The organism is Methanosarcina soligelidi, from assembly GCF_000744315.1.
Classification (GTDB): domain Archaea; phylum Halobacteriota; class Methanosarcinia; order Methanosarcinales; family Methanosarcinaceae; genus Methanosarcina; species Methanosarcina mazei.
The window spans coordinates 3,246,821-3,273,646 of the sequence record NZ_JQLR01000001.1 but is presented as its reverse complement, the minus strand read 5'-3'; the positions used below and the strand labels follow the sequence as shown (position 1 = coordinate 3,273,646).

25 protein-coding genes and 2 pseudogenes are annotated in these 26,826 nt (G+C 39.1%); 10 read left to right on the top strand and 17 right to left on the bottom strand.

The features are described from left to right. The first annotated feature begins 494 nt into the window (after positions 1 to 494). Both M886_RS14050 and M886_RS14045 read left to right on the top strand, forming a co-directional pair. Positions 495 to 1,949 (top strand): phytoene desaturase family protein, encoded by a 1,455-nt coding sequence (locus M886_RS14050; protein ID WP_048051354.1) that lies wholly within the window; start codon positions 495 to 497, stop codon positions 1,947 to 1,949. Positions 1,950 to 2,325: 376 nt separating this feature from the next. Then, entirely contained in the window at positions 2,326 to 2,676 is a 351-nt protein-coding gene (locus tag M886_RS14045) for a Rieske (2Fe-2S) protein (protein ID WP_015413236.1), read from the top strand. Here M886_RS14045 and M886_RS14040 read toward each other — a convergent pair. Then, entirely contained in the window at positions 2,663 to 3,067 is a 405-nt protein-coding gene (locus M886_RS14040; RefSeq protein ID WP_152558044.1) for a hypothetical protein, read from the bottom strand. The two genes, M886_RS14045 and M886_RS14040, sit on opposite strands and share 14 nt — an antisense overlap. A 314-nt stretch (positions 3,068 to 3,381) precedes the next feature. On the opposite strand from M886_RS14040, the gene M886_RS14035 reads away from it, so the two are divergent. Together M886_RS14035 and M886_RS18060 are read left to right on the top strand one after the other, a co-directional pair. Continuing rightward, entirely contained in the window at positions 3,382 to 4,038 is a 657-nt protein-coding gene (locus tag M886_RS14035; protein WP_048046403.1) for a methyltransferase cognate corrinoid protein, read from the top strand. A gap of 19 nt (positions 4,039 to 4,057) precedes the next feature. After that, positions 4,058 to 5,434: pseudogene (locus tag M886_RS18060) on the top strand (monomethylamine:corrinoid methyltransferase). A gap of 131 nt (positions 5,435 to 5,565) precedes the next feature. Here M886_RS18060 and M886_RS14020 read toward each other — a convergent pair. Further along, the gene (locus tag M886_RS14020; RefSeq protein ID WP_011035225.1) at positions 5,566 to 5,811 is read right to left on the bottom strand and encodes a DUF2769 domain-containing protein; all 246 of its coding nucleotides are present in this window, start codon (positions 5,809 to 5,811) and stop codon (positions 5,566 to 5,568) included. 587 nt (positions 5,812 to 6,398) lie between these two features. Here M886_RS14020 and M886_RS14015 point away from each other — a divergent pair. From M886_RS14015 to M886_RS14005, 3 genes are all read left to right on the top strand, one after another. Next, complete coding sequence (locus M886_RS14015; protein ID WP_048046401.1) at positions 6,399 to 7,226, top strand: hypothetical protein; 828 nt, start codon at positions 6,399 to 6,401, stop codon at positions 7,224 to 7,226. A gap of 160 nt (positions 7,227 to 7,386) precedes the next feature. Next, entirely contained in the window at positions 7,387 to 8,220 is an 834-nt protein-coding gene (locus M886_RS14010; RefSeq protein WP_048040627.1) for a hypothetical protein, read from the top strand. 535 nt (positions 8,221 to 8,755) lie between these two features. Beyond that, positions 8,756 to 9,643 carry a hypothetical protein gene (locus tag M886_RS14005; RefSeq protein ID WP_048046400.1) on the top strand — a complete coding sequence of 296 codons (888 nt, stop codon included), beginning with the start codon at positions 8,756 to 8,758 and terminating at the stop codon, positions 9,641 to 9,643. 764 nt (positions 9,644 to 10,407) lie between these two features. On the opposite strand, the gene M886_RS14000 is transcribed toward M886_RS14005, so the two are convergent. Further along, entirely contained in the window at positions 10,408 to 10,608 is a 201-nt protein-coding gene (locus M886_RS14000) for a hypothetical protein (protein WP_011035229.1), read from the bottom strand. Positions 10,609 to 10,931: 323 nt separating this feature from the next. Here M886_RS14000 and M886_RS13995 point away from each other — a divergent pair, with 323 nt between their 5' ends. The 3 genes and pseudogenes from M886_RS13995 (at position 10,932) to M886_RS13980 (ending at position 14,489) form a co-directional block, all read left to right on the top strand. After that, a complete protein-coding gene (locus M886_RS13995) occupies positions 10,932 to 12,185 on the top strand; it encodes a tetratricopeptide repeat protein (RefSeq protein ID WP_011035230.1) in 1,254 nt (417 codons plus the stop codon). Positions 12,186 to 12,479: 294 nt separating this feature from the next. Continuing rightward, positions 12,480 to 13,913: pseudogene (locus M886_RS13985) on the top strand (IS66-like element ISMma14 family transposase). Positions 13,914 to 14,141: 228 nt separating this feature from the next. Next, positions 14,142 to 14,489 carry a hypothetical protein gene (locus M886_RS13980; RefSeq protein WP_015413244.1) on the top strand — a complete coding sequence of 116 codons (348 nt, stop codon included), beginning with the start codon at positions 14,142 to 14,144 and terminating at the stop codon, positions 14,487 to 14,489. Positions 14,490 to 14,692: 203 nt separating this feature from the next. On the opposite strand, the gene M886_RS18935 is transcribed toward M886_RS13980, so the two are convergent. From M886_RS18935 to cmr1, 14 genes are all read right to left on the bottom strand, one after another. Continuing rightward, entirely contained in the window at positions 14,693 to 14,866 is a 174-nt protein-coding gene (locus tag M886_RS18935) for a hypothetical protein (protein ID WP_162829141.1), read from the bottom strand. Between the two features lie 362 nt (positions 14,867 to 15,228). Beyond that, on the bottom strand, positions 15,229 to 15,708 hold the full coding sequence (locus M886_RS13975) for a hydrolase (RefSeq protein WP_327036904.1): 480 nt from the start codon (positions 15,706 to 15,708) through the stop codon (positions 15,229 to 15,231). 104 nt (positions 15,709 to 15,812) lie between these two features. Then, the gene (locus M886_RS13970) at positions 15,813 to 16,013 is read right to left on the bottom strand and encodes a hypothetical protein (protein ID WP_048051352.1); all 201 of its coding nucleotides are present in this window, start codon (positions 16,011 to 16,013) and stop codon (positions 15,813 to 15,815) included. A gap of 255 nt (positions 16,014 to 16,268) precedes the next feature. Beyond that, entirely contained in the window at positions 16,269 to 16,835 is a 567-nt protein-coding gene (locus M886_RS13965) for a plasmid pRiA4b ORF-3 family protein (RefSeq protein WP_048051351.1), read from the bottom strand. A gap of 133 nt (positions 16,836 to 16,968) precedes the next feature. After that, on the bottom strand, positions 16,969 to 17,136 hold the full coding sequence (locus M886_RS19600; RefSeq protein ID WP_445928352.1) for a DUF3024 domain-containing protein: 168 nt from the start codon (positions 17,134 to 17,136) through the stop codon (positions 16,969 to 16,971). 269 nt (positions 17,137 to 17,405) lie between these two features. Further along, positions 17,406 to 18,320, bottom strand: coding sequence for an SEC-C metal-binding domain-containing protein (locus M886_RS13960; RefSeq protein ID WP_080934480.1), 915 nt, complete (start codon positions 18,318 to 18,320; stop codon positions 17,406 to 17,408). 299 nt (positions 18,321 to 18,619) lie between these two features. After that, positions 18,620 to 19,552 (bottom strand): hypothetical protein, encoded by a 933-nt coding sequence (locus M886_RS13955; RefSeq protein WP_048039912.1) that lies wholly within the window; start codon positions 19,550 to 19,552, stop codon positions 18,620 to 18,622. Positions 19,553 to 19,562: 10 nt separating this feature from the next. Next, positions 19,563 to 20,390: a putative CRISPR-associated protein gene (locus tag M886_RS13950; protein WP_048039910.1), complete on the bottom strand. Its 828-nt coding sequence runs from the start codon at positions 20,388 to 20,390 to the stop codon at positions 19,563 to 19,565. 12 nt (positions 20,391 to 20,402) lie between these two features. Then, positions 20,403 to 21,227 carry a type III-B CRISPR module RAMP protein Cmr6 gene (cmr6, locus tag M886_RS13945; protein WP_052716861.1) on the bottom strand — a complete coding sequence of 275 codons (825 nt, stop codon included), beginning with the start codon at positions 21,225 to 21,227 and terminating at the stop codon, positions 20,403 to 20,405. Between the two features lie 2 nt (positions 21,228 to 21,229). Further along, positions 21,230 to 21,640: a type III-B CRISPR module-associated protein Cmr5 gene (gene cmr5, locus M886_RS13940; protein ID WP_048039908.1), complete on the bottom strand. Its 411-nt coding sequence runs from the start codon at positions 21,638 to 21,640 to the stop codon at positions 21,230 to 21,232. Positions 21,641 to 21,652: 12 nt separating this feature from the next. Then, on the bottom strand, positions 21,653 to 22,627 hold the full coding sequence (cmr4, locus tag M886_RS13935) for a type III-B CRISPR module RAMP protein Cmr4 (RefSeq protein WP_048039906.1): 975 nt from the start codon (positions 22,625 to 22,627) through the stop codon (positions 21,653 to 21,655). A 1-nt stretch (position 22,628) separates the two neighbouring features. Continuing rightward, complete coding sequence (gene cmr3 / locus M886_RS13930; protein WP_048039905.1) at positions 22,629 to 23,798, bottom strand: type III-B CRISPR module-associated protein Cmr3; 1,170 nt, start codon at positions 23,796 to 23,798, stop codon at positions 22,629 to 22,631. Then, positions 23,795 to 25,711, bottom strand: coding sequence for a type III-B CRISPR-associated protein Cas10/Cmr2 (cas10, locus tag M886_RS13925; protein WP_048039903.1), 1,917 nt, complete (start codon positions 25,709 to 25,711; stop codon positions 23,795 to 23,797). The genes cmr3 and cas10 overlap by 4 nt, the downstream gene beginning before the upstream one ends. Next, positions 25,708 to 26,811 carry a type III-B CRISPR module RAMP protein Cmr1 gene (gene cmr1 / locus M886_RS13920; protein ID WP_048039901.1) on the bottom strand — a complete coding sequence of 368 codons (1,104 nt, stop codon included), beginning with the start codon at positions 26,809 to 26,811 and terminating at the stop codon, positions 25,708 to 25,710. Before cmr1 ends, cas10 begins: the two co-directional genes overlap by 4 nt. Positions 26,812 to 26,826: the final 15 nt, after the last annotated feature.

The window sequence follows — 26,826 nt, the reverse complement described above, 5'->3', positions numbered from 1 at the left end:
AGATAGTTCCCTCTTAACCGGCAACTCTCCCTGATATGATATTTACAACAAAATACAAAAATATACTTTTTATGAGCATATCCTGAGAAAATAAGTTTTACTGTTTTGCGCCCTGAAGAAAAATAAGCACTGAAAAACTTTCAGATCAGTAATCTGTTAAGACAAAGTTCAGGAAAACTTTTAAGACAAAGTTCAGGAAAAAAGCCGAATTATGAAAATTTCCAGCATTCGGAATAATATTAAATACTATTTTTCTCTCTATACTACTTCTACAGATAGAAAGAAGATATCAAGTTATCTTCTTTGAATCATAAATTACATATAAAAGAATTCCAAACATAACCCCCTGTTTAAAATAATTTATTAAAATTTTGAAGATAATTTTTGTTAAAAATATGTTCGGCACATACAGAGAATATTGTGAGTTAAGATCATATGATGCATTAATGCATTAACTTAAACGATTCATGGAAAAAATAGAGGTAGTTTAGGGAATGAAGAAATATGATGTAATTGTTGTCGGAGCTGGAGTAAGCGGGCTTCTAGCTGCGCTGACGCTTTCAAAGCATGGAAAGAAAGTCCTTGTTCTTGAAAAAGGAGAGCATCTAGGGGGGAACTGCAACAGCTATGTGGTAGACGGCTATCAGGTTGACACCGGAGCACATGCAATAACCCATCTGATAGAGGGACCACTACCAAGACTGATGGATAATTATTTTGACTTCCTCCCTGTGTTTGAGGACTACGGTTATTATTATGTAAGAACTGAAAACGGTTTAACCAAAGTTCCTTCGAACCTGAAGGACTTCGTGACTTTTGATGTACTCCCAAGGAAAGACAGGCTTATCCTTTCACAGACCCTCACGAAAGCCCTTACTCTTTCATCTTTCGGGATAGACCTTTCGGACCAGTCGGTTTATGATTTTCTCCCAAAGAACCTATGTAAAGATACCTACGACTTTGTGGATACGATCTCGGGTTTTCTTTCGGGAAAGTCGATGAAAGATACCTCTGCACAGCGTGTTCTCTCTGGCAGCAGTTTTGTCAGGGACAGCATTACGCAGGAGCAGTTTGATGCTATGATAGGCAAGTTCGAGCACAAAAAACGACAGTCAACTGAGTCTATCCTCTCATCAATCCTCCCATATCACCTTCATGCTTCCCTGCAGGCCCGTGTGGATAAAGTTGCCCAGCCGTTCACATCTCTTGAGAGGCTTGCCACAAACAAAGTAAACTATTCCCAGGGATACCCGAGAAAAGGATTGAAAGCCCTTTTAAATGCAATTCTTTATTCCTTCCCCGATACCGTGGAAATAAAATCCGAATGCGAAGTGACGGGCATCCTGGTAGAGAGCGAGAAGGTTTATGGAGTGGAAGCAGACGATATTTATCTGGCTGACCTGATTATCTATACAGGCTTTGCAACCGACCTCCCGGAACTCATTAAGGATCTGCCGCAAGCTTATATCGAAGAGCTGAAAGGGATTGTTCACACCAAAAGCCTTACAATCTGGCTCGGGCTAAAAGAGGAGCTTCCCGAATTCAAATATACGGGCTCTGAGATATGGTTCAAGGATTTTGCTTACTGGGCAATGCCTATCAGCAATTATGACCCTTCCCTTGCCCCTAAAGATAAGCAGCTTGTAGGTTTTTCTTTTGTGATAGACTCGGAACAGACAGAAGAACATGAGCTTAAAAAAGCCTATGACACTATTTTCCGCGCCCTTCCCAATATTGAAAAATACATTGACATGCAGCATGAGCAGATCATGATTCCTGAAAAAGCCGCAGTCACAATTAATGGAAAATTTTCGGATATCCGGACTCCGGTCAAAAACCTGTATATTGCAGGCACGGATACGGACAGGAGAAGTATGGGCATTACGAGGGCAGCGTACTCGATAATAGAGCTTTTGAAAATCCTCAATGAGGATGGGAATCTCCATTAAGCACCTGAGTCGAGCACCCGAGTCAAATTAAAAATCGAAATTCTCTAATTTTTTCTTTTTTACTTGTTCTTTTTTCGATCTTTTTTACTTGTTCTTTTTCTCCTTTTTTTACTCGTTCTTCTTTTCACCCGTTCTTCTTTTCACTCGTTTTTTTCTCTTTTTTACTCGTTTTTCGTTCCTTTCTTTTTATTCTTTCTGCTCCCTCTGCCTCAGTCCGCTTTTTATTCTCTTTATTTCTTTAATTTCATTTTATTTGAGTTCAGCAAAACTTATACGTGGCCAGTCCAATGATTAACTGGAAAGAAAAGAATTCCGGGATTAAAAGAGACCGGGAATGGAATTAATCTCGCAATTCCGGTTTCTGGCGGTTGGTGATATGTCTTCTGAAAAAGTACCTGAAAAAAACTCGAATTCTGATTTTGAGCCTCCCTGGTTTTTTGCAGCTGAAGAAAACAGTCTGAAAGAAGGAAATCTTCTGCGCGTTCAACCAGGGGGCAGAAATGTGTTACTCCTTAAGGCTGAAGGCGAAATTCATGCTTTCACAAATCTCTGCCCTCATGCGAAATGCCCTATGGACAGGGGCACGCTTAAAGAATTTATATTGACGTGCATCTGCCACGGCAGAAAGTTCGATGTCAGGACAGGTGAGTGCCTTAATGATTCACTGCAGTTGAAGCGTTATGAGTGGAAAATTGAGGGCGGAAAGGTTGGAGTCAAAATTGAATAAATCCGGAAGCTACCGGGAGTGAAAAACAAAAACCTGTCCTGGAAAAAGTACCTGCCTCGAACACATAAACAATATATCCGTTGTTAAGGGATTTTAAGATTAACCATACTGCAACAGGGAGAGAAGCAGCAACAGGGGGAAACAGTATTAACGGGGATTCTGGCATTAAAGGAATTTTGAGCCTTTTTTTCGGGCTGATCAGCGTATTTATTTCTCTTTCTTTCTGGGTCGGGATAGGCAGCCTGTTCCTTACATCCTTTGCAATACCATTTGCCCTTGCAGGGATTGTCCTTGCCAGATCACGCCTCAAAGAAAGCAGGGACTCAACTGCACAGGCAGGGCTTACAGCAAGTGTATTCGGGTTTTTGCTGAACATTGCATCATTCATCATGTTTCTCGCCTATTTCAGGTGAACTCTTTTAACGCGAAGCTTTATTACCAGATCTGCACGGCCTGCGGCTATTTTTCAATTTCTCAAAAAAATTATTTACTTCAGGTTTTATACTATTTTATTTTTATATTCACCGAATATTATTTACATGTGAATCCATTTTCCCGCATTTCTCGGGGGTAAATTATATATAGTTATTAGATTCGATAGAAATTTATTTATATTAATAAACGGTAAAGAGATTCCGATAGCCGGCTAATAGAGAAATTTCCTGTACAAAAAAGGACTGGAAAACAGAAAGAAGTGATTATGGGATGACAAATACTGAAATATTTAACAAGTTAACCAATGCGATCGTAACTCAGGACATCGCAGGCTGCGCAAAGCTGACTCAGGAAGCCCTGGATGCAGGAATTTCCCCTCTTGACATTATCACAAAGGGCCTTTCCCCAGGAATGAAGATTATCGGTGACAAGTTCGAAGCTGCAGAGATCTTTCTGCCTCAGATCATGATGTCCGGAAAAGCCATGAGCAGCGCAATGGGAATCCTTACCCCCGAGCTTGAGAAGACCAGAGTAGAAGGAGAGGAAGGAACCGGGCTTGCAATCACCTTTGTTGCAGAAGGAGACATCCACGATATCGGTCACCGCCTTGTTACAACCATGCTCGGAGCAAACGGGTTTGATATCCTTGACCTTGGAGTAGACGTCCTTAACGAGACTGTTATTGAAGAGGCTGCAAAGCGCAAGGGGCAGAAAATCATTCTTGTTGGCTCAGCCCTTATGACCACCTCCATGCTTGGCCAGAAAGACCTCATGGACAGGCTCAGGGAAGAAAACCTCAGGGACAGCGTAAAATGCATGTTCGGAGGAGCACCTGTATCCGACAAATGGATTGATGAAATCGGTGCGGACGCAACCGCAGAAAATGCTGCAGAAGCTGCAAAAGTTGCACTTAACATTATGAAATAAACCTGGGAGGCAAAAGCACATGACATTCAGAAAATCATTTGATTGCTACGACTTCTACGACAGGGCAAAAGTAGGAGAGAAGTGCACCCAGGACGACTGGGACCTTATGAAGATCCCTATGAAAGCAATGGAGCTCAAGCAGAAGTACGGGCTTGACTTCAAAGGAGAGTTTGTCCCAACAGACAAGGGCATGATGGAGAAGCTCTTCCAGGCAGGATTTGAGATGCTCCTTGAGTGTGGTATCTACTGTACGGACACTCACAGGATCGTAAAGTATACCGAAGACGAAATCTGGGACGCAATCAACAACGTCCAGAAAGAATTCACACTCGGTACTGGCAGGGACGCAGTAAACGTAAGGAAGAGAAGTGTTGGCGACAAGAGGAAGCCAATCGTTCAGGGCGGTCCTACCGGGTCTCCAATCTCTGAAGAAGTTTTCATGCCAGTACACATGAGCTACGCTCTTGAGAGAGAAGTGGACACAATCGTAGACGGTGTAATGACATCAGTACGTGGAAAAGCTCCGATTCCAGGAAGCCCCTACGAAGTCCTCGCAGCAAAGACAGAAACACGCCTTATAAAGCAGGCATGCGCTATGGCAGGACGCCCGGGAATGGGCATATAGGGACCAGAGACTTCCCTGTCAGCTCAGGGAAATATATCCTCTGACTGCATGGGAGGCCAGATCTCATCAGACAGCCACGAAGTGTCACAGCTCAACGAACTCAAGATCGACCTTGATGCCATTGCAGTAATCGCACACTACAAAGGAAACAGCGACATTATCATGGACGAACAGATGCCGATCTTCGGAGGATACGCAGGCGGCATTGAAGAAACAACAATTGTTGACATTGCAACACACATCAACGCTTTTGTTATGAGCAGTGCAAGCTGGCACCTTGACGGGCCTGTCCACATCCGCTGGGGATCGACCAACACAAGGGAAACTCTGACCATTGCAGGATGGGCATGTGCAACTATTTCAGAGTTTACGGATATGCTCTCAGGAAACCAGTACTACCCGTGCGCAGGTCCGTGTACTGAGATGTGTCTCCTCGAAGCTTCAGCACAGTCTATTACAGACACGGCATCTGGAAGGGAAATCCTATCAGGTGTGGCATCCGCAAAGGGTGTAGTGACTGACAAGACAACAGGTATGGAAGCAAGGATGATGGGAGAAGTAGCAAGGGCAACTGCAGGTATGGAAATCTCAGAAGTTAACAAGGCCCTCAATGCTCTTGTGCCGCTTTATGAGAAGAATTACGCAACTGCACCAGCAGGAAAGACTTTCCAGGAATGCTACGACGTAAAGACAATTACCCCAACTGAAGAATACATGCAGGTATATGACGGAGCAAGGAAGAAGCTCGAAGACCTGGGACTTGTATTCTAAGAAAAAAGTATAAATCAGCTGATCTGGGCTTTTGAGCCCGAATCAGTTATTTCCCACTAATTAATTTATGGTGTTCCTTCTTTCGCTTTCCGATAGTAACTTATTCAGGGCCTGGAAAACAGGTTACTGGTTTATTTCTCTGACGATTCCCTCATACAATAATACGAATTCTCGAACCCAACTCTTTTTGCAATAGGACATTCTGAGCATATGCATCCATTTTTTTCGCTTATGTATTTGCTTTTCGATATCGTGTCCAGGCAGAATCCACCTCTTTCCCCGCTTTCAACCCATGAAGGACAGTCAGGGCAGATACACATCTGTGTGACAATTTCTTCCTGTTTTGTAATTGATGGAATATGCGTTGAATCTTCCATACAGCTCCCCCTATTCCAGAATCCTGTTTTTATCCCTTTAATATTGGCTTCCAATTTAAAAAATATCTGGCTTTGCAGAATTGAGGCTCTATCTGCAGGGAATTGATGATTACGAGAAAAAGCAGAACAGGAAGATTGTGATTAAGTCTCAGGTCCAGAGAAAGTTTTGAAGAAAAAATGAAGGAAGTTAGTTGCTCACGAGTCAACGTCAGGAACGGACAGGAAGAAGGGATGAAACCTATCCTTCTAGAGTAATCGTTTCGATTCTCGTGTGTGTGTGAAATGAGGCTTTGATTTACTCGTAAGCAACCGGTATCTTACTACCGTATATTTCTATTTAAAACTTTTGGTAATGAGAAATTCTGATTATTATGTCATTGAAAAATATATCAGGCAGTATTTCACAGGGTCAGGCATTTTCATTATATGTTAAAAGAGGAAAAAGTAGAATTCTTCAGCACCTTTCTTATCCATTTATGACAAAGCTAATATCCTCACATATCCATACATAATCAAAAGAGAATCTGGGGGCATGAAGGATTCTACCGCTTGACGAAGAAGAAGCCTTAGAGATAGGGCTGGCTTCGGTGGAAGAAAAAGATGAAGCCGGTGTAATCGAGATCCTTTACTACCTGTCAGGGCTTGCAGCAAGATATGCAAATGAAGGACTGGAAAATGATACCAGGAAGTTAATTGAATACATGAAAGAGATCGGGGTAGCATCGGCTCTTGCACGGCAAGAGATAGTTGTTACGAATACCATTCTACTTTTTTCTCCTGTTGCAAAAGAAGCTTGCAGACAGGGAATGGAAAATGCTCTTGTCAACATTGCACTTGCCCTTGGGGAAGTTGGAAAGGCGGCAGCCGGGCAGAAGATGGAAATCCCGGCAAAAACTGCAGCTTCGTGTCTTGGGGAAATGGGAAATACCGCAGCCTTTACAAAGACCAGAAAAGAAATAATCGCAATCATTTTTGCTCTTGGGGAGATTGGAAAAAGCTTAACAAATCAGAGTCTGGGAGATGTCGCAAACAGTACGGTAGCTTTACTTGGGGAAACAGGAAAAGTTGCAGCAAACCAGAAATTTGAAGATGCAACATTGAATGTCGAGCTTCTGTTACAGGAAATAGGAAAGGGTGCAATTGAAAAAAACCTTAAAGAAACTGCCAGTACCAGTGCCCGCTTACTTGGGGATCTCGGAAAAGCCGCTGACAGGCAGGGGCTTGAAAGGGCATTGCTTCAGGCGGTTTACTCCCTTGAGACGATTAAATTCGATGCAGAAGACCGCTATCTCATGAATGCATCCATCATAGCTGAAGTAGCTCTCATGCATTTTGAGAGTCTGGATCTAAACAAACTGGAAGAAAAGCTGAATAAGAATTTCAGAGGGAAGAGAAGATTTACCAATAACGATTGATAAGTATTTCGAGTCCCGAATGAAGCATTCCAGGCGAAAACTCATACGAGCATCTGAAAAACTTGACCTGTTTTACGAGAGCAGGGTTTGAATGCCGTAAGGCAATCTCACACCGGGGATTACCTGCCTGATAATAAGAAATCTAAATGGGGTGTTCTGAATGTCTATTTTAAACGAATCCAGGGCAATAGACCTTGGCTTGAGTTCTGTTAAAGATAATAATGAACTGGGAGTATTGAGGTCTATAGATTTTTTAACAGATCAGGGAACAAAGTATATAAATCAGGGGCTTGAGCCTGACGCAAAAAGGACCATAATCAGTATAAGAGATATTGGAAACGCCGCTGCTCTTCAAAAAATGGAGCTTGGAGTTCTGATCTCCCTGGTATCGCTGGGGAGGATGGCTGAGGTTGCAAGAGAGCAGAAAATGTCTAATGCCGGTTTGAGCATTATTTACTCTCTCTGTGCAGTCGGAAAGTCCGCAGTCGGACAGGAGATGGAAGCAGCAGTCAGGATTGCAGTTGCATACCTCGGAGAGATTACAAACTCTGCCTCCCTCCATAACCTGAAAAGGGAATCCCTTGTGTCTACTCTTGCCATAGGAGCCATAGGAAAAGAGACATCCGGGCAGCAAATAATCAGGGTTCCGGAAAACGGCGGGATCTTTTCCGCAGGATCAGGCATTTTTTCATCCATTCAGGAGATGGAGCCGACCATTTTTACTGAAGAACTCCAGGGCACCCTGGCACACCTTATGGAGCACAGGGGAGAGATCCGACCTTTTCAGCACACTCCTATTTTTACCAGCCAGCATTTCTCGGATACAGACTTCAGAAACTTTGAGGATATTATTATAAAGGCTTCCAATGCGCTTGGAACCATGATGCTTGAACCAGGGGAAAAGTTTCTTGTAAGCTATATGCTCATGACAAAGCTTTCTATTGAAACTTTTAATGGGTCTGAATATATCCATGAAGCTGAATCCTTTGAGTGAGAAAATTGCCTTAAAAAACAGATATCAAACCTTAATTCTAATTTTCCCCGTAAGATTTTTACAGTAAGATTTATTCAATAAAATTCATTCTGTGAAATTTATCCGATAAGATCCATTCTGCAAAATTTTATCAATTAAAATTTATTTCTTGAGATTTATTCAGTAAAATTTTTTCAGTAAAATTTTATCCATAATTTCAATTCATGGTTTTTACCGGAACATGCTTGCTGAACTTTAAACAGCTTTTTGCCCATGATAAAAAAATGGCCTTTCAGCCGATCAGCGGCTTCATATCTTAAAAGTTTCTCAATTTAAGAATCTTCATTACAAAATAGCAAAAATAATAATCATCGGATTTCATAGAGTAAAGCCAGGAAATACCCCTGCAACAGTTCAATCCGGCCTAAGAATTTATTGCTGTGTAAAATATATAAATTAACACCTGCAGCAAAAAATAAACTTAACGGTGTGAAATGTGCAGGAAAACAGGATTAAAGGTTTAATTGACATAAACTGACAAAAAGGGGCAAAAAGAATGATCACATTAAACGAAGCAGAGGCGGTCGATGCAGGCATATCCTCAGTTGAGGAGAGAAACGAGAGCAGAGTTTTCCAGGCCCTTGATTCCCTTACAGGAATTGCAGAAGGTTTCATTTCTGAAAATGAAGAGGCAGATGCTGCAAGAGTTATCCTGTCGATTTCGGATATTGCACAGGCGGCTACACAGGAAGGTATGGAACTTGTTACGATCAGTTCAGTCCTTGCCCTCGGAAAACTGGCAAAAGCAGCTGCAAAAAAAGGACATGTGATGGCTCTGAACAGAGCAACAGTAGCAACAGGAAAACTGGGGAAAGTAGCAGCATCAAACTCTATGGAAGCGGGCTCAAAAGTAGCTGCCACAACCTTAATGGAAATATGGAACTTTTCATATCCTGAAAACAAAGACCGTGAAGAATTGTTTGCTTTTTCCCTGCTCTTAAAAGACATAGGAGCTGCTGCAGCGGGACAGGGTATGGAAGAAGCTCTGCTTAATGCAGTAACCTGTCTTGGAGAAGCAGGAAAAAAAGAAGCTGCAGAAAAACTGGAAACCGAAACCATCAACACTCTTCTGCTGCTTGAAGAAATAGGCGGGCTTGCTGCAGAAAAATACTTTGACGAAGCCCTGAGTTCCGTAGCCCTTTCTATTGAAGAAACGGGAAAGATCGCCTTAAAGAAGGGTCTCCGTGAGGCTGCACTCCAGAGCCAGTGGGCTCTTGAAAGCTTGAAAATACAGGCTGAAGAAAAAGCCCTTACCAATTCCCCTATTGTTGCGGAAATGGCTCTTGAAAGCTTTAAATTTACAGATATTGCAGAGACCAGTGAAAATATAGAAAAACTTCACGAAATAAAGGAGATACAGAAAAAAGTTTATTCAGGCCTGTAAAAGGGAGAGCCCCCGAAACCTTATTTATTATTTTTTTCTCTACTTTTTCCGGATTTTTTATTTCTATCTATTTACGCGGATCGTTTACATGTCTGTCTTTCAGAAAAATATATTTGATTGATTCGCTTCCAGTTCTAACTTTTTATAGCCTGCAGGTAATAAAACCCAATAACTTAAAACAACTATCTAGGGATCTCTGCAAATATTTAATCCAGAAGATAATTATTACTTTTTGACTCCTTTTCAAAGATCATTTATTAAATATTATTAAAAAAGTTTATGCTGGCAGGGAGAAGGTAAGGAGTGGAACCCTTTTCCCTGCCACGGAGGTTGTATTGCTGGTACTCACACGGGCAATATGCCAGAAACCCGCCTGAGTTATTATTCAGATGATATATATTATACATGTGATGTATTTAACTCTTTCGTTTTAATGAAAACGTTAGTCTGTTTTGATTAATAATTTCCATAGTTTTCAGCGGACAGGGAACATAAAACATGTATGGACATAAGTGCCCGTATAAAGTCATTAATATAATAAAATTAAATAATGTTTTGTCTTGAAAAAAATTAATTTATAATGAATAGGAGAATATTGTTCAAATAATAATCGTGTTTAACGTGCCTGTTTCTTTTCAAATCAACCTGTATTCTGCCATCGTAAACTTTAGTATTTTAAAAGTTAGCTGCATCAGCCAGAAAAATATGGTGGTATCGGCAGTACCAGGAAAGAGATTTTGCCGGCATCTCTTCAGTAAACCTGTTTATTTCTTTCCGGCCAGTACGGTACACGGGCGCGACATAATCAGGACCAGTTCTTTTATTTCACCAATTGTGGGCTTGATAAAATTAGATATCTGCCCATTCTCATAAAAGCCTCCCGTAACTGCATGTACTTTGTCAATACCTTTAATGATCCTGATGCCCGGGCTCAGAACAAAAGCTTCTATTCTGCCGGGATTCATGTAAGATTCATATGATTATCATTGAGGTGACTATTTTACCAGCAATAAATTCCAGTCTAATGAATACTATTTAAATGAAAAAGGATGAAGAGATCAGATATACATGTGAAAGGGGTTCGTCCTTTCTGAGGATTAAGTTTCTGATCAGTAATTCAGAATTATTATTTAGATGACTAACAGGATCAGCTTAAAATAAGAGAACGGAGTTTGAAATAAGATTTCCCGAAATATAAACCAGAGAATACGCCCTTCAGGGGAGGCTGGGCATTACTGATTTTCATTTACGAAATACCACTCCAGAACAATTAAATGGGACCGATACTATGGCAAATGATTCTGATGAAAATAGAGGAAAAAAGGTAGATAGACCCGGCAGAACAGGCAGGGCAGGAAAGACAGGAAAACCTGATAGAGCATATAAAACAGGTAAAACCGGAAAGACAGGAAGAAAAGCTACGGAAAGGGCTGATAATGCTGGTGAGACAGTCTATGACCGCCTGAATAAATCCCTCAAACAGTATGAAAAAACCCTTGAGAAAAACCCTGATGATGCAGGCGCATGGGCGGGAAAAGCCTCGGTGTACCTGAAGCACAGAATGTACAGGGATTCCCTGGAAGCCTTTGAAAAAGCCCTTGAGATAGACCCAAGAAACCCGTCTTACCTTTATGAAAAGGGTTTCGTGCTCCTCCAGCTTAACAGAGAAGAAGATGCCCTGAAAGCTTTTGACATGCTGCTTGAAATAAAACCTGACAGCGACAAAGCCTGGAACCTGAAAACTTCAGTTCTCTGCAGGCTCGGTCAGCAAGAAAAAGCCCTTGAAGCTTCTGAAAAAGCCCTTGCTTTCAATTCCAGGCTTGCAGGTGCATGGCACGCGAAAGGCTCTGCCCTTTCTGACCTTGGAAGATACGAAGAAGCCATACAGGCTTACGATGCCGCCCTGAAAATAAAACCAAATATGGCACGAGCCTGGGAGGGAAAAGCCTTTGCTCTCTACAGCCTGGACAGGCCAGTTGAATCCATAATCGCCTATGACTCTGCTCTCAAAATAAACCCTGATAATGCAAAGACATGGACCGGAAAAGCAATGGTCCACCTCAGGCTTGGCAAATACAAAAAAGCACTTGATCCCTGTAATAAAGCTATCACAATAAAGCCAGATTCTGCCGACGCCTGGTACTGTAAAGGTGTTGCTCTTTCAGGACTGGATAAGGACGAAGAAGCCCTTGGAGCCCTTGAGAGAGCCATCAGAATCGATCCGGAACATGCAGACGCAAGAAAAGCCAGAAATGCCGTAAGCTCCAAACTCGGAATCGGCCTCGAAGACGAGGAAGAAGAAATGGAAGAGAAAAAGCCGGAACCGAGGAAGAGCGTCTGGACGCGGAAAGAGCCTACAACTGAGATAATAAAGAGAACAGGAGAGCAGGGAAGAGAGAAGAGAGAGGAAAAGGTCAGGAGAAGTAAAAAGGCAGGGGAAAAGCCAGAAGAAAAAGGTGATGAGAAAAACCGGGATCAGGTAAAAGAGCGAAGAGGCAAAGAAAGCAGGAAAAATACAGGAAAAGGTCAGGAGAAAAAATAATTCACGTTCTTATAGCGTGGTTATTTCATAGTGCGGTTATTTCATAATGTGGTTATTTCATAATCTGGTTACTTTATGGTGAGGTTATTTTATAATGTGGCTGGGAGTTAAACCGGCTGATTATAAATGACGCCTGGTTAGACGGTTAACCACACCTTTATTACAACCGAGTAGCCTGTTTTTCAGTTCAGAAAAGTAAACTTTTCTGTAACTATTCAGGTAGCCTTAACGAGGCTACACATTTTTCCTCGTTCCGAGGAAAAATTGGATATAAAATGATTCCTTTTTAGCTTTATGAAACGTGATGAGATTCTTTCTTACTGTGCTTCAAATCCTGAAATTATTGTAGCTTACATTGAGAGTTTAGAATCTCAAGTTAAAGAACTCACTGAAAGACTTGTAGCCTTAGAATCTCGTTTAAATCAAAACAGTCGTAACAGCAGTCGACCTCCTTCTACTGATTATTTTGTCAAAGAGAAACCTAATCCCAAGAGTCTGCGTAAACCAAGCGGGAAGAAACCTGGAGGTCAGGAAGGTCATCCAGGCACGACTCTTGATATGGTTGATCATCCTGAGTAGGTAATAGAACATTCTTTGACCTGCTGCAAAGAATGCGGATCTACCCTTGAGAATGTTGAAGTTGAAGCTTATGAGAGAAGACAGGTCTTTGACATTCCTCCCGTAAATCTAATTGTTACAGAACATAAAAGTCAGATTAAAACCTGTCCTTGTTGTGGAAAGTTGAATAAAGCCGTTTTTCCCGAATCAGTGAAATATCCGGTTCAGTATGGCCCTAATATTTTAGCTTCAGCTATTTACTGTAAAAATTACCAGTTTGTTCCTTATGATAGAATTTCTGAGTTATTTGAAGACATTATGGGAATAAAAATCTGTCCTGCTACGATAATTAGAGCAGAAAGAGAATGTTTCCAGAATTTAGAGGAATTTGAAAACGTTATTAGAGAGAAGTTATTAGCCTCGCCTGTAATCAATTTTGATGAAACTGGTATGAAGATTGAAGGAAAAAGACACTGGCTTCATGTAGCTTCTAATGAAAAATACACATGTTATTTTGCTCATACAAAAAGAGGAGCAGAAGCAATAGATGCTATGGGAATTCTTCCGAAGTTTAAGGGAGTAGCAGTTCATGATGGATGGAAACCTTACAACGTTTATGATTGTGATCATGCTCTGTGTAACGCTCATTTACAGAGAGAACTTACAGGAATTGAAGAGAACTATAAACAGACATGGGCTAAAGAGATGAATGAACTGCTCACTGAGATGAAGAAATACACTGATGAGTGTAAAGAGCAATTAAGAGAACCTGATTTTGAGCAAATTAAAGCATTGGAAGAAAGGTTTGATGCAATTATCATTAGAGCGCTTGAAGAAAATCCGCATTCTCTAAATCCTGAAAAACAGGGAAAACGCGGTAAAAATCCAAAAACAAAATCAAGGAATCTGCTGGATAGGTTTATAGAACACAAAGAAAAGATTCTGAGATTCCTGACAGATTTGAAAGTTCCATTTGATAATAATCAGGCAGAAAGAGATATCAGGATGATGAAACTACAGCAGAAAATATCGGGAACTTTCAGAAAAGCAATGGGAGCGCAAGCTTTCTGCAGAATTAGGGCGTACATTTCTACAGGAAAAAAGAACGGTTTACCTGTTTTAGAGGGTATTCGTGCGGCGCTCATAGGAGCGCCGTTAACTATACTCTGAGCAGTTACACTTTTCTTAAGGAAAAGCTCCGGTTTATTGATAATTTTTAAAATGGATTAAGGGCAAAGAATTTCCATATTTTACATACTCCTCTGCTTTTCCAGCCTATGTATTTTTACTCTGGTCTTTTCTTTCAGATGGGTTTTTATATTATGAAGTATCTTCATCCCAAAAAAATTGGTCCAATAAGGGTGTTCAACAATTATCAAATATCTGGAAGGCGATTTTATGATTCAAAACGTAGCTCAAATGCGTGAAGTAAGCCGCTCGGCGGTAAACCCCATAAGAAATGGAATGAGTAATCTATTTACAACTTTTAACGGTATGGAATTTGATAAGCCTCTATATTTTTTCACTCTGCCAGGCTTTATTCTTATGGCAGGAGGGCTGAATATGAGCCTTAATCTTATAATGGCAGCTTATCCGGCTGGAAGTTTTGATATGGGGTCTGCGATCGGGGTATTTTTGTTAACTCTCACAGGGATCTTTATGTCTTTTACCGGAATTCTGCTGCATTCAATATCCAGGTTGATAAGGTATAAAAAGATAAATTGTGAAAGCCTGCGAACCAGGTGAGCAGCCCTCGAGAGAAAAGGCTAAAGATTAAGATTAAGATTAAGTCCAGATATCTAACTGGTACTCAAATAATACAAAATAAATTAAAATAAAGTAAAAAGGAAGATGAAGAAAAATAGAAAAAAAAGTAAAATAATAAAAATAAAGTAAAAAAGTAAAGTAAAAAACTCAAATTTATTAAAAAACTTAAATTTATACTCGATTTAATATTTAATCGGATTAGAACCGTACCTTGTACCGGTTCTTTTTTCTGCTTCTCCTTCTACTTTTACTTTATGCCAGTCTGAACGATGTTCCTTATGCATGAATTTTTTTACAGCATAAGCGAGTCCTGTTGTTGCTAAGGCTAGACCTACAATTTTCATGGTTTTAGACATAATAATTCCCCCAAATTATTATTGTACCTTATTGTTTATGAAAGTTCGCAAAGAGGCAAAAAGATCTCATCATGAAAGCGGTCATCACACAGCAGAGAGATGACACCTGAACGAAAAGGCAGTTTGTTACTGATGCCGGCCCTATAATATTGAAAAAAATAGTTTTAACCGTTTTTAAGTTGAAGTTCTCTGAATAAACAATCAGGTCTGCAATAAACAGTTTAGTTAACAATAAACAGTCCTGTTTGCAATGAACAGTCTGGTTTGCAATGAACAGTCTGGTTTGCAATAAATAGTTAGTTCCAGTAAACGGACAGATTTTAAATAAACAGTCTGTTAGATATCTATTTATTGTTAAAGATTTACTGCACTTCTCCAACAACCACCACATAATTTTTTCCGTATTTTTCAGCGCAGGCCGGACAGGTAGTGTACCACATATACCATTTTTTAATTTCAAGACCCTGGCTTTTTGCGTAACCTTCAAAGTCCGCACACCATTCCCCTGTTTTTTCGAAATCTCCCTCGTATGCTCTGGTCAGAAACTTTCCACTCAGGGTTACGTTTTCAGCTCCGGCTACTTCTCTATCAACAGCCAGATAAATGTCCATACTGCTTTCCGAAGTGTGATCCGAAAGGCAGAGCCAGTCAGGCATTTCCGCTCCAGCGCTTGCAACTTTTTCGTTCATCCTCATTATTACTTCTCCAAAGTTAAGAGGCATGTAATTCTGAGTGGTAACGGAATCTTTGATAAACTTTTTATTCTTCCATTCGAAGAGTTTTCCATCCCAGGGGGCTGGGTCAAACCTGGGGCAACATTCAGGCGTTTCGAGTTCACTTATAATAATTTTTCACCCTGTTAATAATAACTTTAGGGGTTATTTTAGGTTTTGGTTTTAGTTTTAAGGAAGAAATTTTCTACCCTGACCAATCTCGAGTGTAGAAATCAAGCTCGTTCCTCAGTTCCTGTTTTAGTGGAAATTTCGTCGGAGTAGACACCTTCCAGCTTTCCTTCTTCAAGCAGGTAAACAACTTCATCTGTGGCCAGTTTTTTGTCGATTACGCAATTTTTCAGAAAAACGACTATTTTTTCTCTGTCAGTATTGCAATTCCGGGGAAATTTCCCTTTTGATGGCACTGCATTCATGAAAATCTCACCCTACTTTTTTGATTAAAAAGAAACAATCAGCCTTGTCTGCCATATTCCACATCTTCCATATCTGCTTTACATTTAAACAGTTTTACATGTTAACGGCTTTACATGTTAACCATTTCACATGTTAACGGTTTCAAATGTTAACAGCCTTGCCTTTCAACAGATCTTCAAATTAAGTCTCAAAACAGGAAAAAAGAAAAAAACCTCAAACTGTGGTGTACATCCGTGTTCGGAAGCGTTTGCGGTTCAGAAAGAGACGTCTTTTGGGTCAAAGTATTCGGGGTCAAAATCATCCCCCAGCCATAACACAGTATCTTCATATTCCTCATGCTCAGAGTCCTTCAGGACCTCCAGCATCTCTTCATAGCCCCAGACCCCTCCGCTGTCTTCGGGGACGGCTGCCCTTTTTCCTGCAGTACAGATGGGATACTCTACACTTTCTTTTCGAGGAAGGATTTTTTCAAGCCGAACTTTCACCTGCCAGTTGTCCCCGAAATCATAGATGTACAGAGCTTCTTTATTTTCCAGCGTAAAATAATCGGAGAGTTTTGCTTTCTTTTCCGACACGAGAGGCCCTCCAAAAGCTTCAAAATCATCTCCTTCAGTCCCGATTCTATCAAGCATCCCGGTCTTCGGGTTTACCATCTCGAATTCATGCAGGTGGTAATCTTCCCAGTCCATTACCGCCTGAATGGCATCATGAAGTTTCAGGAAAGTATAATTTTCCGGCACCTGGATTCGCCTCCAGATCTGAGGAGTAATGCCTTTTATGGAAAGCTTTAGCTGGTACACCTTCTCAAAAGTCTTTTTCATAAAATTTTCACCCGGATAAATTATCTTAATCTCACTATTTCAGGTTTTGGGGGATTTTTGTCCCGAATCAGTTAAATTTTGTAACACATAATAAGAAAATTTCTTAATCTGCGGCCGATGAATGGTCTTTTCTTCATGGCTGGAAGTGGGGAAAATCCCTGATCGTCTCCAAACATTCATCAACGGACAGGTCTTGAAAAATTTCAAACCACTTCCCTGTGTGTCTCATGTATGAAAGATTGAATAAACCGTCACCAGCATATTCCATGCGGGCGAACTTAACTTCAAAGAATGGGGATATGGAACGCGGGTCCGGGGAAGCGTACTTCGCACAAAAGTAAAAGAAATTAAAAGAGTGAAATACTTTTGGGATAAAACAGCTGGGCCAGGATAAGAAAAAACGATGAACTCGAAAGCGAGTTCAGGCTTCATCCTGGAGAGAGTTCTACTTTTTTAGCAGGGAAAGTAGAGTAATCAAATCAAGGTTTTGAGAGTTAACTTAGCGTTTATCTTACACTTGCAAAACCTTTCGGAGACCATCTGAAAACAACTCAATCTATCTCCTGTAACTCAATCTATCTCCTGTAATAGTTTTTTTGCTGCTTCCAGATCCCCAAGCTCAGTGTATGATTCAGCTTCTGCTCTGAGCATATTTTCCAGTATCGATTTATCCGATTTTGGGAAACGCCGACAGAAGTCCTGGCAGTATTTTATCCTTTTTGCGTAAAAGGATTTATCTTTCATCCCTGCGCTGCCCAGTTCAATTTCAAAATCCTGGCACCAATTAAAAATACTTTGCGTCAGATCCGGAATGAATTTATCGGCTTCAGTAACGGACTTTATATGAGGAGGAACAATACTTATTATCATGTCCCAGGTCTTTTCCCATTTTTCCAGTCCTCCGCCGTAATTCTGTTTATCAATGTCTTCGTAGCCTTCCTGCATCAAATCATCGATCATTTCTAAATTGTATTTCTCCGGGATTATCCGGTTCCATAACTCTATCATTGCCAGCCAGATGAAATCTTCATCCAGACCTGGGGCATGGAAATCCTGTGTATAATAATGATCTTCTGCTAATTGAATTGCAGAGATATGATTTTGAGCCTGTTTTTTAAAACGTTCTATTTCGAAATCAACATTCATTGATTGCAACTTTTCAATTATTTCTGAAGTGCTCATCTTTTTTACTTTATCAATACTCCACATTCTTTGAATAAACTCTTTGAAGTCCACATCCCTGTCACCGGAATATTTTTCAAGTTCTTTACCAATTTTTTCCAGTTCCTCGGGATTATCCTGCAATTTCTGTTCAAACCTCATAATGGCTAACCGGTTAATGACTTGAGCTTCAGATTTTGGACTAGTTTTAGATTTTGAAGTAGTTAGATTCGCATCGGCTGCTTTTTTACCTAAACAACAATGTTTATATTTTTTACCTGAACCACATGGACACGGATCATTTCTGCCGATTTTCTTAGACATTCTGGTTAACCCCTTTAGAAAAATTTGAAGAAATAGAATTCCAATCTTTGTTTTAATGGATCTTGTTATCGAATGAATTTGTCTGTTCTCTTATTTGCGTTTTTCGTCTGCATTTCAATCCTTGTTTTAGTGGAATCTACTTCTCGACAAAAATTATGTACGAAATAAAAAAATGAGAAAATCAGTTTCAATCCTTGTTTTAGTGGAAGCTACCTCTCGACTTGGAGAAGTATCCGGTCTTCCTGAGCCCTCAACTGGTTTCAATCCTTGCTTTAACGAGTCCTTCAAAACTATATCTTTCAAAAAGGCTCAGAAACTGTTTTTTCTTCCCATAACAACTGGACAACTATTCCTATAAATAATGAAAATGTCGCATAGAAAAATAACTGGGAGGTATAGCTTAAAATGTAAGAAAAGAATGTTTCAAAACCAGTTTCAGAATTCGTAGAGACCTGAAATAAACCAATTATTAGAAACACAAATGAAATGACTAGCGAATAGGAAGTGCCCATTTTTAAAACATAACATGCTCTTTTCTTTGCTATCTGAGTTATTATAGTACCTTGTGTTATTTTTAGACACTCAAAAGTTAGGTAACCATAAGATAATACAAGTAAAGCGAGTGAATATAATAAAAGCAAAAATGGTTGGTTACTGCTTACAAATTTATAAATCTCACTTGATGTTGCAATTACTATAGACCCAACAAGGATTGAAGCAATTAAACGTGGTAAACTTATTTGTAAACGAATTATAGGATTTTTTTTTGGCGAATTCTTCCACATTTCTTTTGAGTCAAATATATTGTATCTTTTAAGTAAGTAGCCAATACATAAATCGATATAAAATTGTTTTGTTTCTGCATCATTATCTAATGCGTGAAATAACTCACTTTCAGAACTACATATTTTCTTTAGATCATTCTCTCTGTCTATACCCTTAGATTTTAAAAATTTAAAAATGAAATCACATTTGTCACTAGTGCAACACTTAAACCAGTAGTGTTGCCACGAATCCTTTATGGGAATAGGAGTATTTTTTTCTTGATGATCTTTTATATCTTCAAATGCAAGTTTTCTTGCAATATAGGCACTTTCGGGAGTTGGGGGCGCGTTTTCTGGAATTATAGGTAAATTTTCAAATATAATTATGTTAGGCCAGATATCTTTTAAGATATCATTTATTCGTTTAACGTATTCTGCTTCCTTTATTTCATTATATATGTCTGTCATTTAATCGCTCTCAAAAAGGACAAGGTGAACCACGGCTGGGTTTATATTTGGGATTTTTTATATCATGTGTACATGCGTTTAACCATTCACTAGGCTCTCCTATTGAGTCAAACCAAATCTCGGAAATTTCGCTATAACTTGTATTTTCATGTAGATAGAATACCCTAACTTTTGAGAAATGATATGCTGCAGCTCCAAATAATATTGAAAGAGCTTTGTAACCTCCAGTAGGATTGAAAATATACTCATTAATACCGTCAAATTTCGAGATTAGATCTTTCCATAGATGTTTTAAAGCCTTTTCAAACTGATATAAATCGCTTGGGTCAAGTCCTTTGACTTCCCAGGGTTCGCAAATTTGTACATCTGAAAGCAAGTCGTAATCTTTCAGGATATTTGATAATATCATTGCACAGTATCTGCCTTCTTCGTTATCCGAATGAAGTAAAACAATTTTGTCATCTTCTCCAAGAGGTGGTTCATTTTCTGTTTTTCGCAGCCGGGGATGAGGATTTGAATTTAAAATCTTGTCATCCTCTCCAAGAGGTGGTTTACTTTTGATGCCTTCCAAACAAAGCTGTATAGCCCTTAGTGATGCGAGTTCAGCAGGTAGATCTCTCAAGTATAAATCTTCCCACGCAGAGGGATCAAATTCTTTAGCTAAATCGATACCATCGTTCAGAGCCTGTTTCAGTTTACTGTTACATACCGATTCATATCCCATCCTTTCTTGTTCATCTTTCATCTCTGAGAGAGAATCTTTACAAAGTTCCCCATATTTCCAACAACATGATTTAAAAAGACTTGTTCCACAGGTTGTAATTATTATTCTTGGCATCCAATCACCTTTTTACTTAAAATAACCATAACTTGAATCAGTTTTTGCACCGACTCCAAATGTTTTTAGCGAATTTATAACGAGTTCTTTCACGAGTTTAAGATCTTCTTCCAAATTTCCTTTACTGTGCCCTAAAGCAGGAGCGATTGCAAACTCAAATTCAACCCCTTTTTTCACTGCAAGGAAGTAAACAGGAACTGGATTTTGATCGTCACTTGGCAATTTCTTCTTTTGGTAATAGTCCTGATAATGTGGAGTGAAAACATCCATTTCGAAAAAATCATACATGTATTTTCGATCTAAATTTTTAGGCCATGCATCCAAAAATATTATACTCCCTTTTTGGGAGTTTTTTTCATCAGGAGAGTTTCCAAAAATCATATTTACAATATCCTTATCAAGATCTTCAAACTCTTCACAATAATGTCTAGTAACACCTTTTATTGCAGACCCTGGTATTACGGGAAACCCATAATATGGATGAATGGAAATCGAATTTTCGAGAATTGATTCTCCCCCATGATTGACTATAACTCTGGTATTGGTACTAAGTGAAAATGGCAGTGTTTTTGGGAGGGAGTTCTTTCTATTTTTCAGAAGATTGTACTGAGCAGTACTTAGGGGAATTTTGTATTTTGTTATTTTTTTAATGTGTTTAAATCTACAGGTTTCCTTGTCTCTTGGATTATCCTCATTATTTAGAGTGGGAAAACCATCACCAGTTGCTCCCCATAAAAAATACTTGTCAAAAATGAGAGCTGGATTTACATCTATGGAAGTAGAGATTTCTCTCACATGCTTGATGTTCTTTCTCCATTGAGAATTCTCCAGCACCATTGTTATTCCCCACTTGCAAGCATTGCATCTGCGAATCTTTTCAGCCAGAGTATAAGAGCCTTAGATTCCTGGGTTTTTTGTATAATTTCCTCATCCGTGTAATCCAGAAGAGATAAATAAAGTTCCAATGGTTCTATGCTTCCACTACTATCCAGAATCCATGTCAAGATATGTTTTGCAAGAAGTTCATAGTGAGTATAGTTTTTATTTTCCCTACCACTTTCCTCATCTTTTGTTTTGCTGATGAAAAATGATAGAGTTTGTATCAGTCCTGATTTTTGGATTAAAGCGCCGGAAGAGCGGACTGCGCTATGATACTTTTTTTCAATTTCATCGCTTTTGTTTTCGATATCTTTAACGCATCTATATGCATACTCTGCTCTCCCATGATCAAGATTTTTATCAACTATCATTTAATCCCCTCATTAGCTTTGTTTGCTAACGATATCATTTGGTGGAAGGTTTAATAAAGAAAGCTTAACAATTCCTTTTCCGGTAGTCGCATCTCCCCCAATTTGAATTGCTGACTGATCTGGGAAGTCTTTCTTAAAATAATCCATAATATCTTTTGCTTTCAAGGGTGTGTCTTTTTTTCTGGACTTTTCATAAATCATAGTACTATACATGATAGATTCGGAAGGAAGATACTCTGTGTAGCGAAGTGAACCATCTTTTGTAGTTCCGTTTTCCCCGATCCTAATATTTGGAACTATCTCGGTTGCGTTGGTGATAAAATATCTGAATGTATCATCATCTAATAAAACAAGTTTCTTTTCAAATTCACTTTTCAAGAAACTATCTTTAACATTCCCATATACCTTTTCTCCAATAACCTTTGCAATGTTTTCGAATTCATCAGAGTCCACACAAGTAACAGGAAATTCCTCAAGGAAAATTTTATTCTTTTGCAGGCAGAGCTCGTTATTTCCAGAAGGACATATCAGAGCATTGTTCAGACCTGAGCGAACTTGCGTCATTGATTCAGTGAGTTCTGGAAACTGCTTTTCTAATCCCATCAAGCAAAGTTTTTCGTAAAAGCGCCAAAGTACATGGGGACTGGTTATCCATGCAAAACATCCCTTAACGGATCTTACAGGAAATGCAAGAATCTGCCCGTCACCAAAAGAAATTGCACCGGAATGTTTCTCTCCTTTACCGGGGGGAGGGCCAAAAAGCAGCTCAACACATTGAGAACCCCTTTCTTCATATGAATCTCTAAGTACGCCCTTTATTGAGGATGCCTGGATGATAGGGAATTGTGTCGTTCTTTCTCGTAAAATCGGATTATCTACAAACCCCAACCCTTCTCCAGAACCATTATGAAGAGGTGTAACTACATTAACAAACATAATTCCATATTCCGGAAGCTCGTTATCCGGAAGCTTATTATCTTGTATCATTTTACCAACACCCAATTAATCCTATACCGAAACCAGCACTTGGATATTCGTCAGATAAACTGGCTCCGAAATGATATTTATCAAAAAACTCTTTAAATTTCTCTTTGCTCCAATATTCTGCCTCAAAGAAATAAACGCTACCGGCACGAACAGCTCTTTTTATGGGTCTTGGTTTTCCTCCCAACACATCTTCGTTGGTTTTGCACCCACTTTTCCACCCACTTATATGGAGTGGTTTGTTAACAGCTGCTCCGACTAGGGTGGCATCACTAAATTCAGAAGGCAGTTCTAAACGCCATCCGTTCTTGAAAATTGCTGGAGTTGCAAAATATATGAAAAATCTTTTCCTGCATTGGATTTCATCTAAAATCTCCGGCTGTTCCGGAATTATCATAGTATTTTCGCATTTAACTGAAACTTTTTTCCTTTCTCCTCCAAGAGATATTGTTTTATTGGGTAGGTCCAATTCTTCTATACCTTCTACAAACACCGTAAAACCAGACTGTACATAGTTTCGTTTCCTAAGCTGATCTTTGAAACGCAGGTGGACGGCAGTATAAAGAAAATGTTCTTCAGGTGTTTTCGAGCACTTTGAAATCGCGTGGCCGTACCTGGTTTCTTTTGCAAAAAAAGAATCTTCTGATTTGGATTTAAGAGTTGAACGAAAATTAAGTTTTCCTGCCAGGTATTTGGACATTTCTTCAGCAGGGATGTATTCACCTAATGGTTTAAGATCTAATATTTTATCATCTGACCTTGGCATTTTTAGTGGTCTTAATTTTTCATCGTTAATGTCCCATAGCCATTCTTTGTTTTCATATGGTAATAGCACATGAGGCACATAGGGACGTTTTGTTGCCTCAACCCAGAGATTTTCTGGAGAAGGGAAATATATTCTGCCGCCTTCTTGTAGGAAGAGACCTTTGATTTTCAAAGGAGTATCCACAAGCTTTTCATCATATTTTCCAAGCTTCGGATGTTCATATTTCCCATGAACAAATTTCCTTCTTTCATTTTCGGGAGTATTTTCAAGTACAGCGTTTCCGATTGCTCCATAAAACGTTAGAGGGGAAGGAAAATTAAAATCTGCCGTTGTTTCTTCTCCAGCATCGAAAGAGCGTGAATCCCTGAAAAAAAGTGTGTCAAGGGGATTGAGATTTATTTGGATCACTTCAAATCACCTCCTATCTGCTCTCTTACCAAGAAAAGAGCTATTTGGAGGAAGTTTTCAAAATTTTCTTTTGTATTTTTAACTTGGTTGTTCTTTTCAGGGTCTGCCATGTAAATAAATGATTCTGCAAGTAAGTCCAGAGTAAGAATTCCTTTTTTGAATTCAACTTTCCATAAATTAGACTCTGAAGGCATGTGACGCTTTAACAACCTCCAAAACTCGGATTTAAACATCTCCTCACTCAGTTTCCATGTAGATTTACGTTCATTATATTCATAAAAAGAGGGAAGTTCTTCCATAAAGTCACGAACAAAGCTCGGACTCAATTTTTTCTCTGGACTTTCGAGCATAAATGAAACAAAATATCGCAAAACATCCAGAACCTTAACGGAGTCTAAATTTTGAAGAGTCGGAGTTCTGATTTCCCATTTGTAACCCCACGTAACAACAGACCCTGAAAATAGTCTTAGTGTAATGCAGAAGGCGTCCTTGTCTTTAAACGATTTTTTCGCCTCCTCAACATTTTTCCGAGCTTCTTCTAAACCTCTTCGGAGGGGATCTTTGTGATGAAGGATTACAATTCCGGCACTGGAAGTTTGTTTTATGTTTGATTTCCTGAATTCACTGATAAAACAGGATCTGGCTTTATTGGCTGTTGAAAGAGAAGTTTCCAGAGGAAGAAATGCAAGGAGATCGTCCCCTCCAGAATATACGCAAAGGCCATTACCGTTACCTTCCTCTTGACTTTTTATCAACTCGGATGTATTTGATCCGGTATCTGCCAGAATTTCACTGAGTTTTTTCTGATAATTGAGGGTAAAATCAGCATCTTTAAGAATATCTCCTGAAGTAAGTTTTACCTCTCCAGACATGAGTTTCCCCATGTTATCGCCATCCATCATCAAAATTGAATAGTATTTTGATGGCTCTTTTATCCCAAGAGACTCATAAGCTGCACTCAGGCTTTTTTTAGTATCCTCACAGAGCTTCCTGAAATCTGGATTATCGGGTATCCCATACTCCTTTTTGAAAAAATCATAATTTAAATAGTCTTCATAATAACACTCCCCATTTTTATAAGTGTTATCAATAACGTTTCCAATTCGTTTGACGTTATCTGTGAATTCTTTGATCTCATGCTTTTCATTTTTGTTCTGTTCGATTAATTTTTTTGCAATTGCTGCTGAAACGTCCATTACAGAGTCAAACTTTTGGGGAGATACATCTATGTCATCTGGATTCAGAAGTCTTTTCAATAAGCAAATTGAACATAGTATTTCATTTTCTCGTATTCTTGCTTTGAATTTTTCTTGGACGCTTGAATAAATCTCCTGTGGATATTCTCTACGGCCACATTGATTACATTTTTGAATATAACTTCCTTCCCATGAATCAAAAGTTCTTGTTACTTTTCTTTCATTGAAAAAATGAATAATTTCTTTTACTTTTGGTTTATATTCACTGTTTAGTTCCTCAATTACTATAGGAACTGCCACCCAGTTCATATAAAAGGGGGATTTAATTTTCTGGTTGTAATACCCCTTACAATCAGGAGGTAACTTCCTGTTGACTTCTTTTTGCATATCATTCCAAAAATTCTGTAATCCTATTTCCATCTGGGAAATTGTTTCATGGAATTCGGATTTCGGAATTACTGCCATGTATATATTGGGAAGAGAAGACAAACGTTCTTTTGAATATTTTATATGTGGATAGATTATGGCTTCTAAACCATATGTATCAAATATTGGTTTCATGGTTCTGAATGTAGCTAAAGAAAGCAAGCGACTTCCTATATAAAGATCCCTTGTTTTTCTTGCTTCACTTATGAACTCTTGAACAGGACCAATGGAAACTCTAAGGAGGCAGAATTCATCTCCATAATGTTTAATTTTTTCGATCAGTTCGTTCATAAAGTGCCTCCATTCAGATTATAGACAAAAATACTTTCACCATTTATTTGCATGTTTTTGAGGTACGATAATGCACAACCATTTGTGTCTTGCCTTTCGACTTTTTTTTGCTGGCACCAACTAACTGCGGGTACGAGTTTTTCGATATTTTCCGTATTTATTTTATGAAATCTTATTAACACAGGGGAAGCCATACGGTGTGTGCCTTTTGCCCATCCTAATCCATTACATTCCGAATCCCCGTGAAATTTGGCAATTGCATCATTTCTGTCAATGAAACCAGCATTCCCAATAAATATCTGTCCACAGCTTCGCAGTAAAAAGAAAGGAGAATTCACTGGATTATTTGCTCCACAGATAGATGCAGATAATTTTTCGTTGTGCACAAAACTATTTTCTTCAACCCATAAACTGCAAACATTCCACATCAGATTCAGTCCTTTTCTTAAATGTTCTTCAATTTTCCAAGTATCCTCAAAAGTTTCTTTTAGTGGAAGTTCGATTGTTTTTTCATTTAAGCGAAATAAAAATGGATTTCTTTTGCTATTAGAACAGATAACTGGAGAACCAAATCCTCTTCTTTCCCTTTTCCCTACAGCGCCTAGATTACCCCATACCCAGATAATGGAAAACAGAACCTTTACCTCCATTTCAGACATAGTACTGCGAGGAATAATCTGTATTCTGTAAGATGAGTTTTCAAGATAACCTTGACTCGTTGCTGGATTATTAGATTTCCCTTTGAAATTACATTGATAGCACCCTTTTCCCTTACAATTACGGCAGGGTTTATTAAATCCAAGTTTTATACTATCGTCCGGAATCTCGTTTTCTTTATCAATGATCATCCTAAATTTTGCACCAATTTTGTTACCTTTTGAATCTTTAGTATCAGCCGAACCAAATATTCTACTTTCTAAAAAGAGTAATTCCTCACTTCTTATTTCTTTATACATACCCCCTATTACAGCTCTAAACCAAAAACGCCAAGACCCTCTGAGAGCCTTTCCTGTAAGACCAGCACTATCAACAGAGTATTTGTTTGCTCCATCAATAAGTAGGGGTGTAATGAACCTGACTCTAAATTCCTTTACTTCCACAATTTACCTCCATAA

Excerpts from the sequence above, each read along its gene's own strand:
- M886_RS14050 (WP_048051354.1), top strand. The coding sequence starts at position 495 with ATGAAGAAATATGATGTAATTGTTGTCGGAGCTGGAGTAAGCGGGCTT.
- M886_RS14045 (WP_015413236.1), top strand. The coding sequence starts at position 2,326 with ATGTCTTCTGAAAAAGTACCTGAAAAAAACTCGAATTCTGATTTTGAG.
- M886_RS14040 (WP_152558044.1), bottom strand. The coding sequence starts at position 3,067 with ATGATGAATGATGCAATGTTCAGCAAAAACCCGAATACACTTGCTGTA.
- M886_RS14035 (WP_048046403.1), top strand. The coding sequence starts at position 3,382 with ATGACAAATACTGAAATATTTAACAAGTTAACCAATGCGATCGTAACT.
- M886_RS14020 (WP_011035225.1), bottom strand. The coding sequence starts at position 5,811 with ATGGAAGATTCAACGCATATTCCATCAATTACAAAACAGGAAGAAATT.
- M886_RS14010 (WP_048040627.1), top strand. The coding sequence starts at position 7,387 with ATGTCTATTTTAAACGAATCCAGGGCAATAGACCTTGGCTTGAGTTCT.
- M886_RS14005 (WP_048046400.1), top strand. The coding sequence starts at position 8,756 with ATGATCACATTAAACGAAGCAGAGGCGGTCGATGCAGGCATATCCTCA.
- M886_RS14000 (WP_011035229.1), bottom strand. The coding sequence starts at position 10,608 with ATGAATCCCGGCAGAATAGAAGCTTTTGTTCTGAGCCCGGGCATCAGG.
- M886_RS13995 (WP_011035230.1), top strand. The coding sequence starts at position 10,932 with ATGGCAAATGATTCTGATGAAAATAGAGGAAAAAAGGTAGATAGACCC.
- M886_RS13980 (WP_015413244.1), top strand. The coding sequence starts at position 14,142 with ATGATTCAAAACGTAGCTCAAATGCGTGAAGTAAGCCGCTCGGCGGTA.
- M886_RS18935 (WP_162829141.1), bottom strand. The coding sequence starts at position 14,866 with ATGTCTAAAACCATGAAAATTGTAGGTCTAGCCTTAGCAACAACAGGA.
- M886_RS13970 (WP_048051352.1), bottom strand. The coding sequence starts at position 16,013 with ATGAATGCAGTGCCATCAAAAGGGAAATTTCCCCGGAATTGCAATACT.
- M886_RS13965 (WP_048051351.1), bottom strand. The coding sequence starts at position 16,835 with ATGAAAAAGACTTTTGAGAAGGTGTACCAGCTAAAGCTTTCCATAAAA.
- M886_RS13960 (WP_080934480.1), bottom strand. The coding sequence starts at position 18,320 with ATGTCTAAGAAAATCGGCAGAAATGATCCGTGTCCATGTGGTTCAGGT.
- M886_RS13955 (WP_048039912.1), bottom strand. The coding sequence starts at position 19,552 with ATGACAGACATATATAATGAAATAAAGGAAGCAGAATACGTTAAACGA.
- M886_RS13950 (WP_048039910.1), bottom strand. The coding sequence starts at position 20,390 with ATGCCAAGAATAATAATTACAACCTGTGGAACAAGTCTTTTTAAATCA.
- cmr6 (WP_052716861.1), bottom strand. The coding sequence starts at position 21,227 with ATGGTGCTGGAGAATTCTCAATGGAGAAAGAACATCAAGCATGTGAGA.
- cmr5 (WP_048039908.1), bottom strand. The coding sequence starts at position 21,640 with ATGATAGTTGATAAAAATCTTGATCATGGGAGAGCAGAGTATGCATAT.
- cmr4 (WP_048039906.1), bottom strand. The coding sequence starts at position 22,627 with ATGATACAAGATAATAAGCTTCCGGATAACGAGCTTCCGGAATATGGA.
- cas10 (WP_048039903.1), bottom strand. The coding sequence starts at position 25,711 with ATGAACGAACTGATCGAAAAAATTAAACATTATGGAGATGAATTCTGC.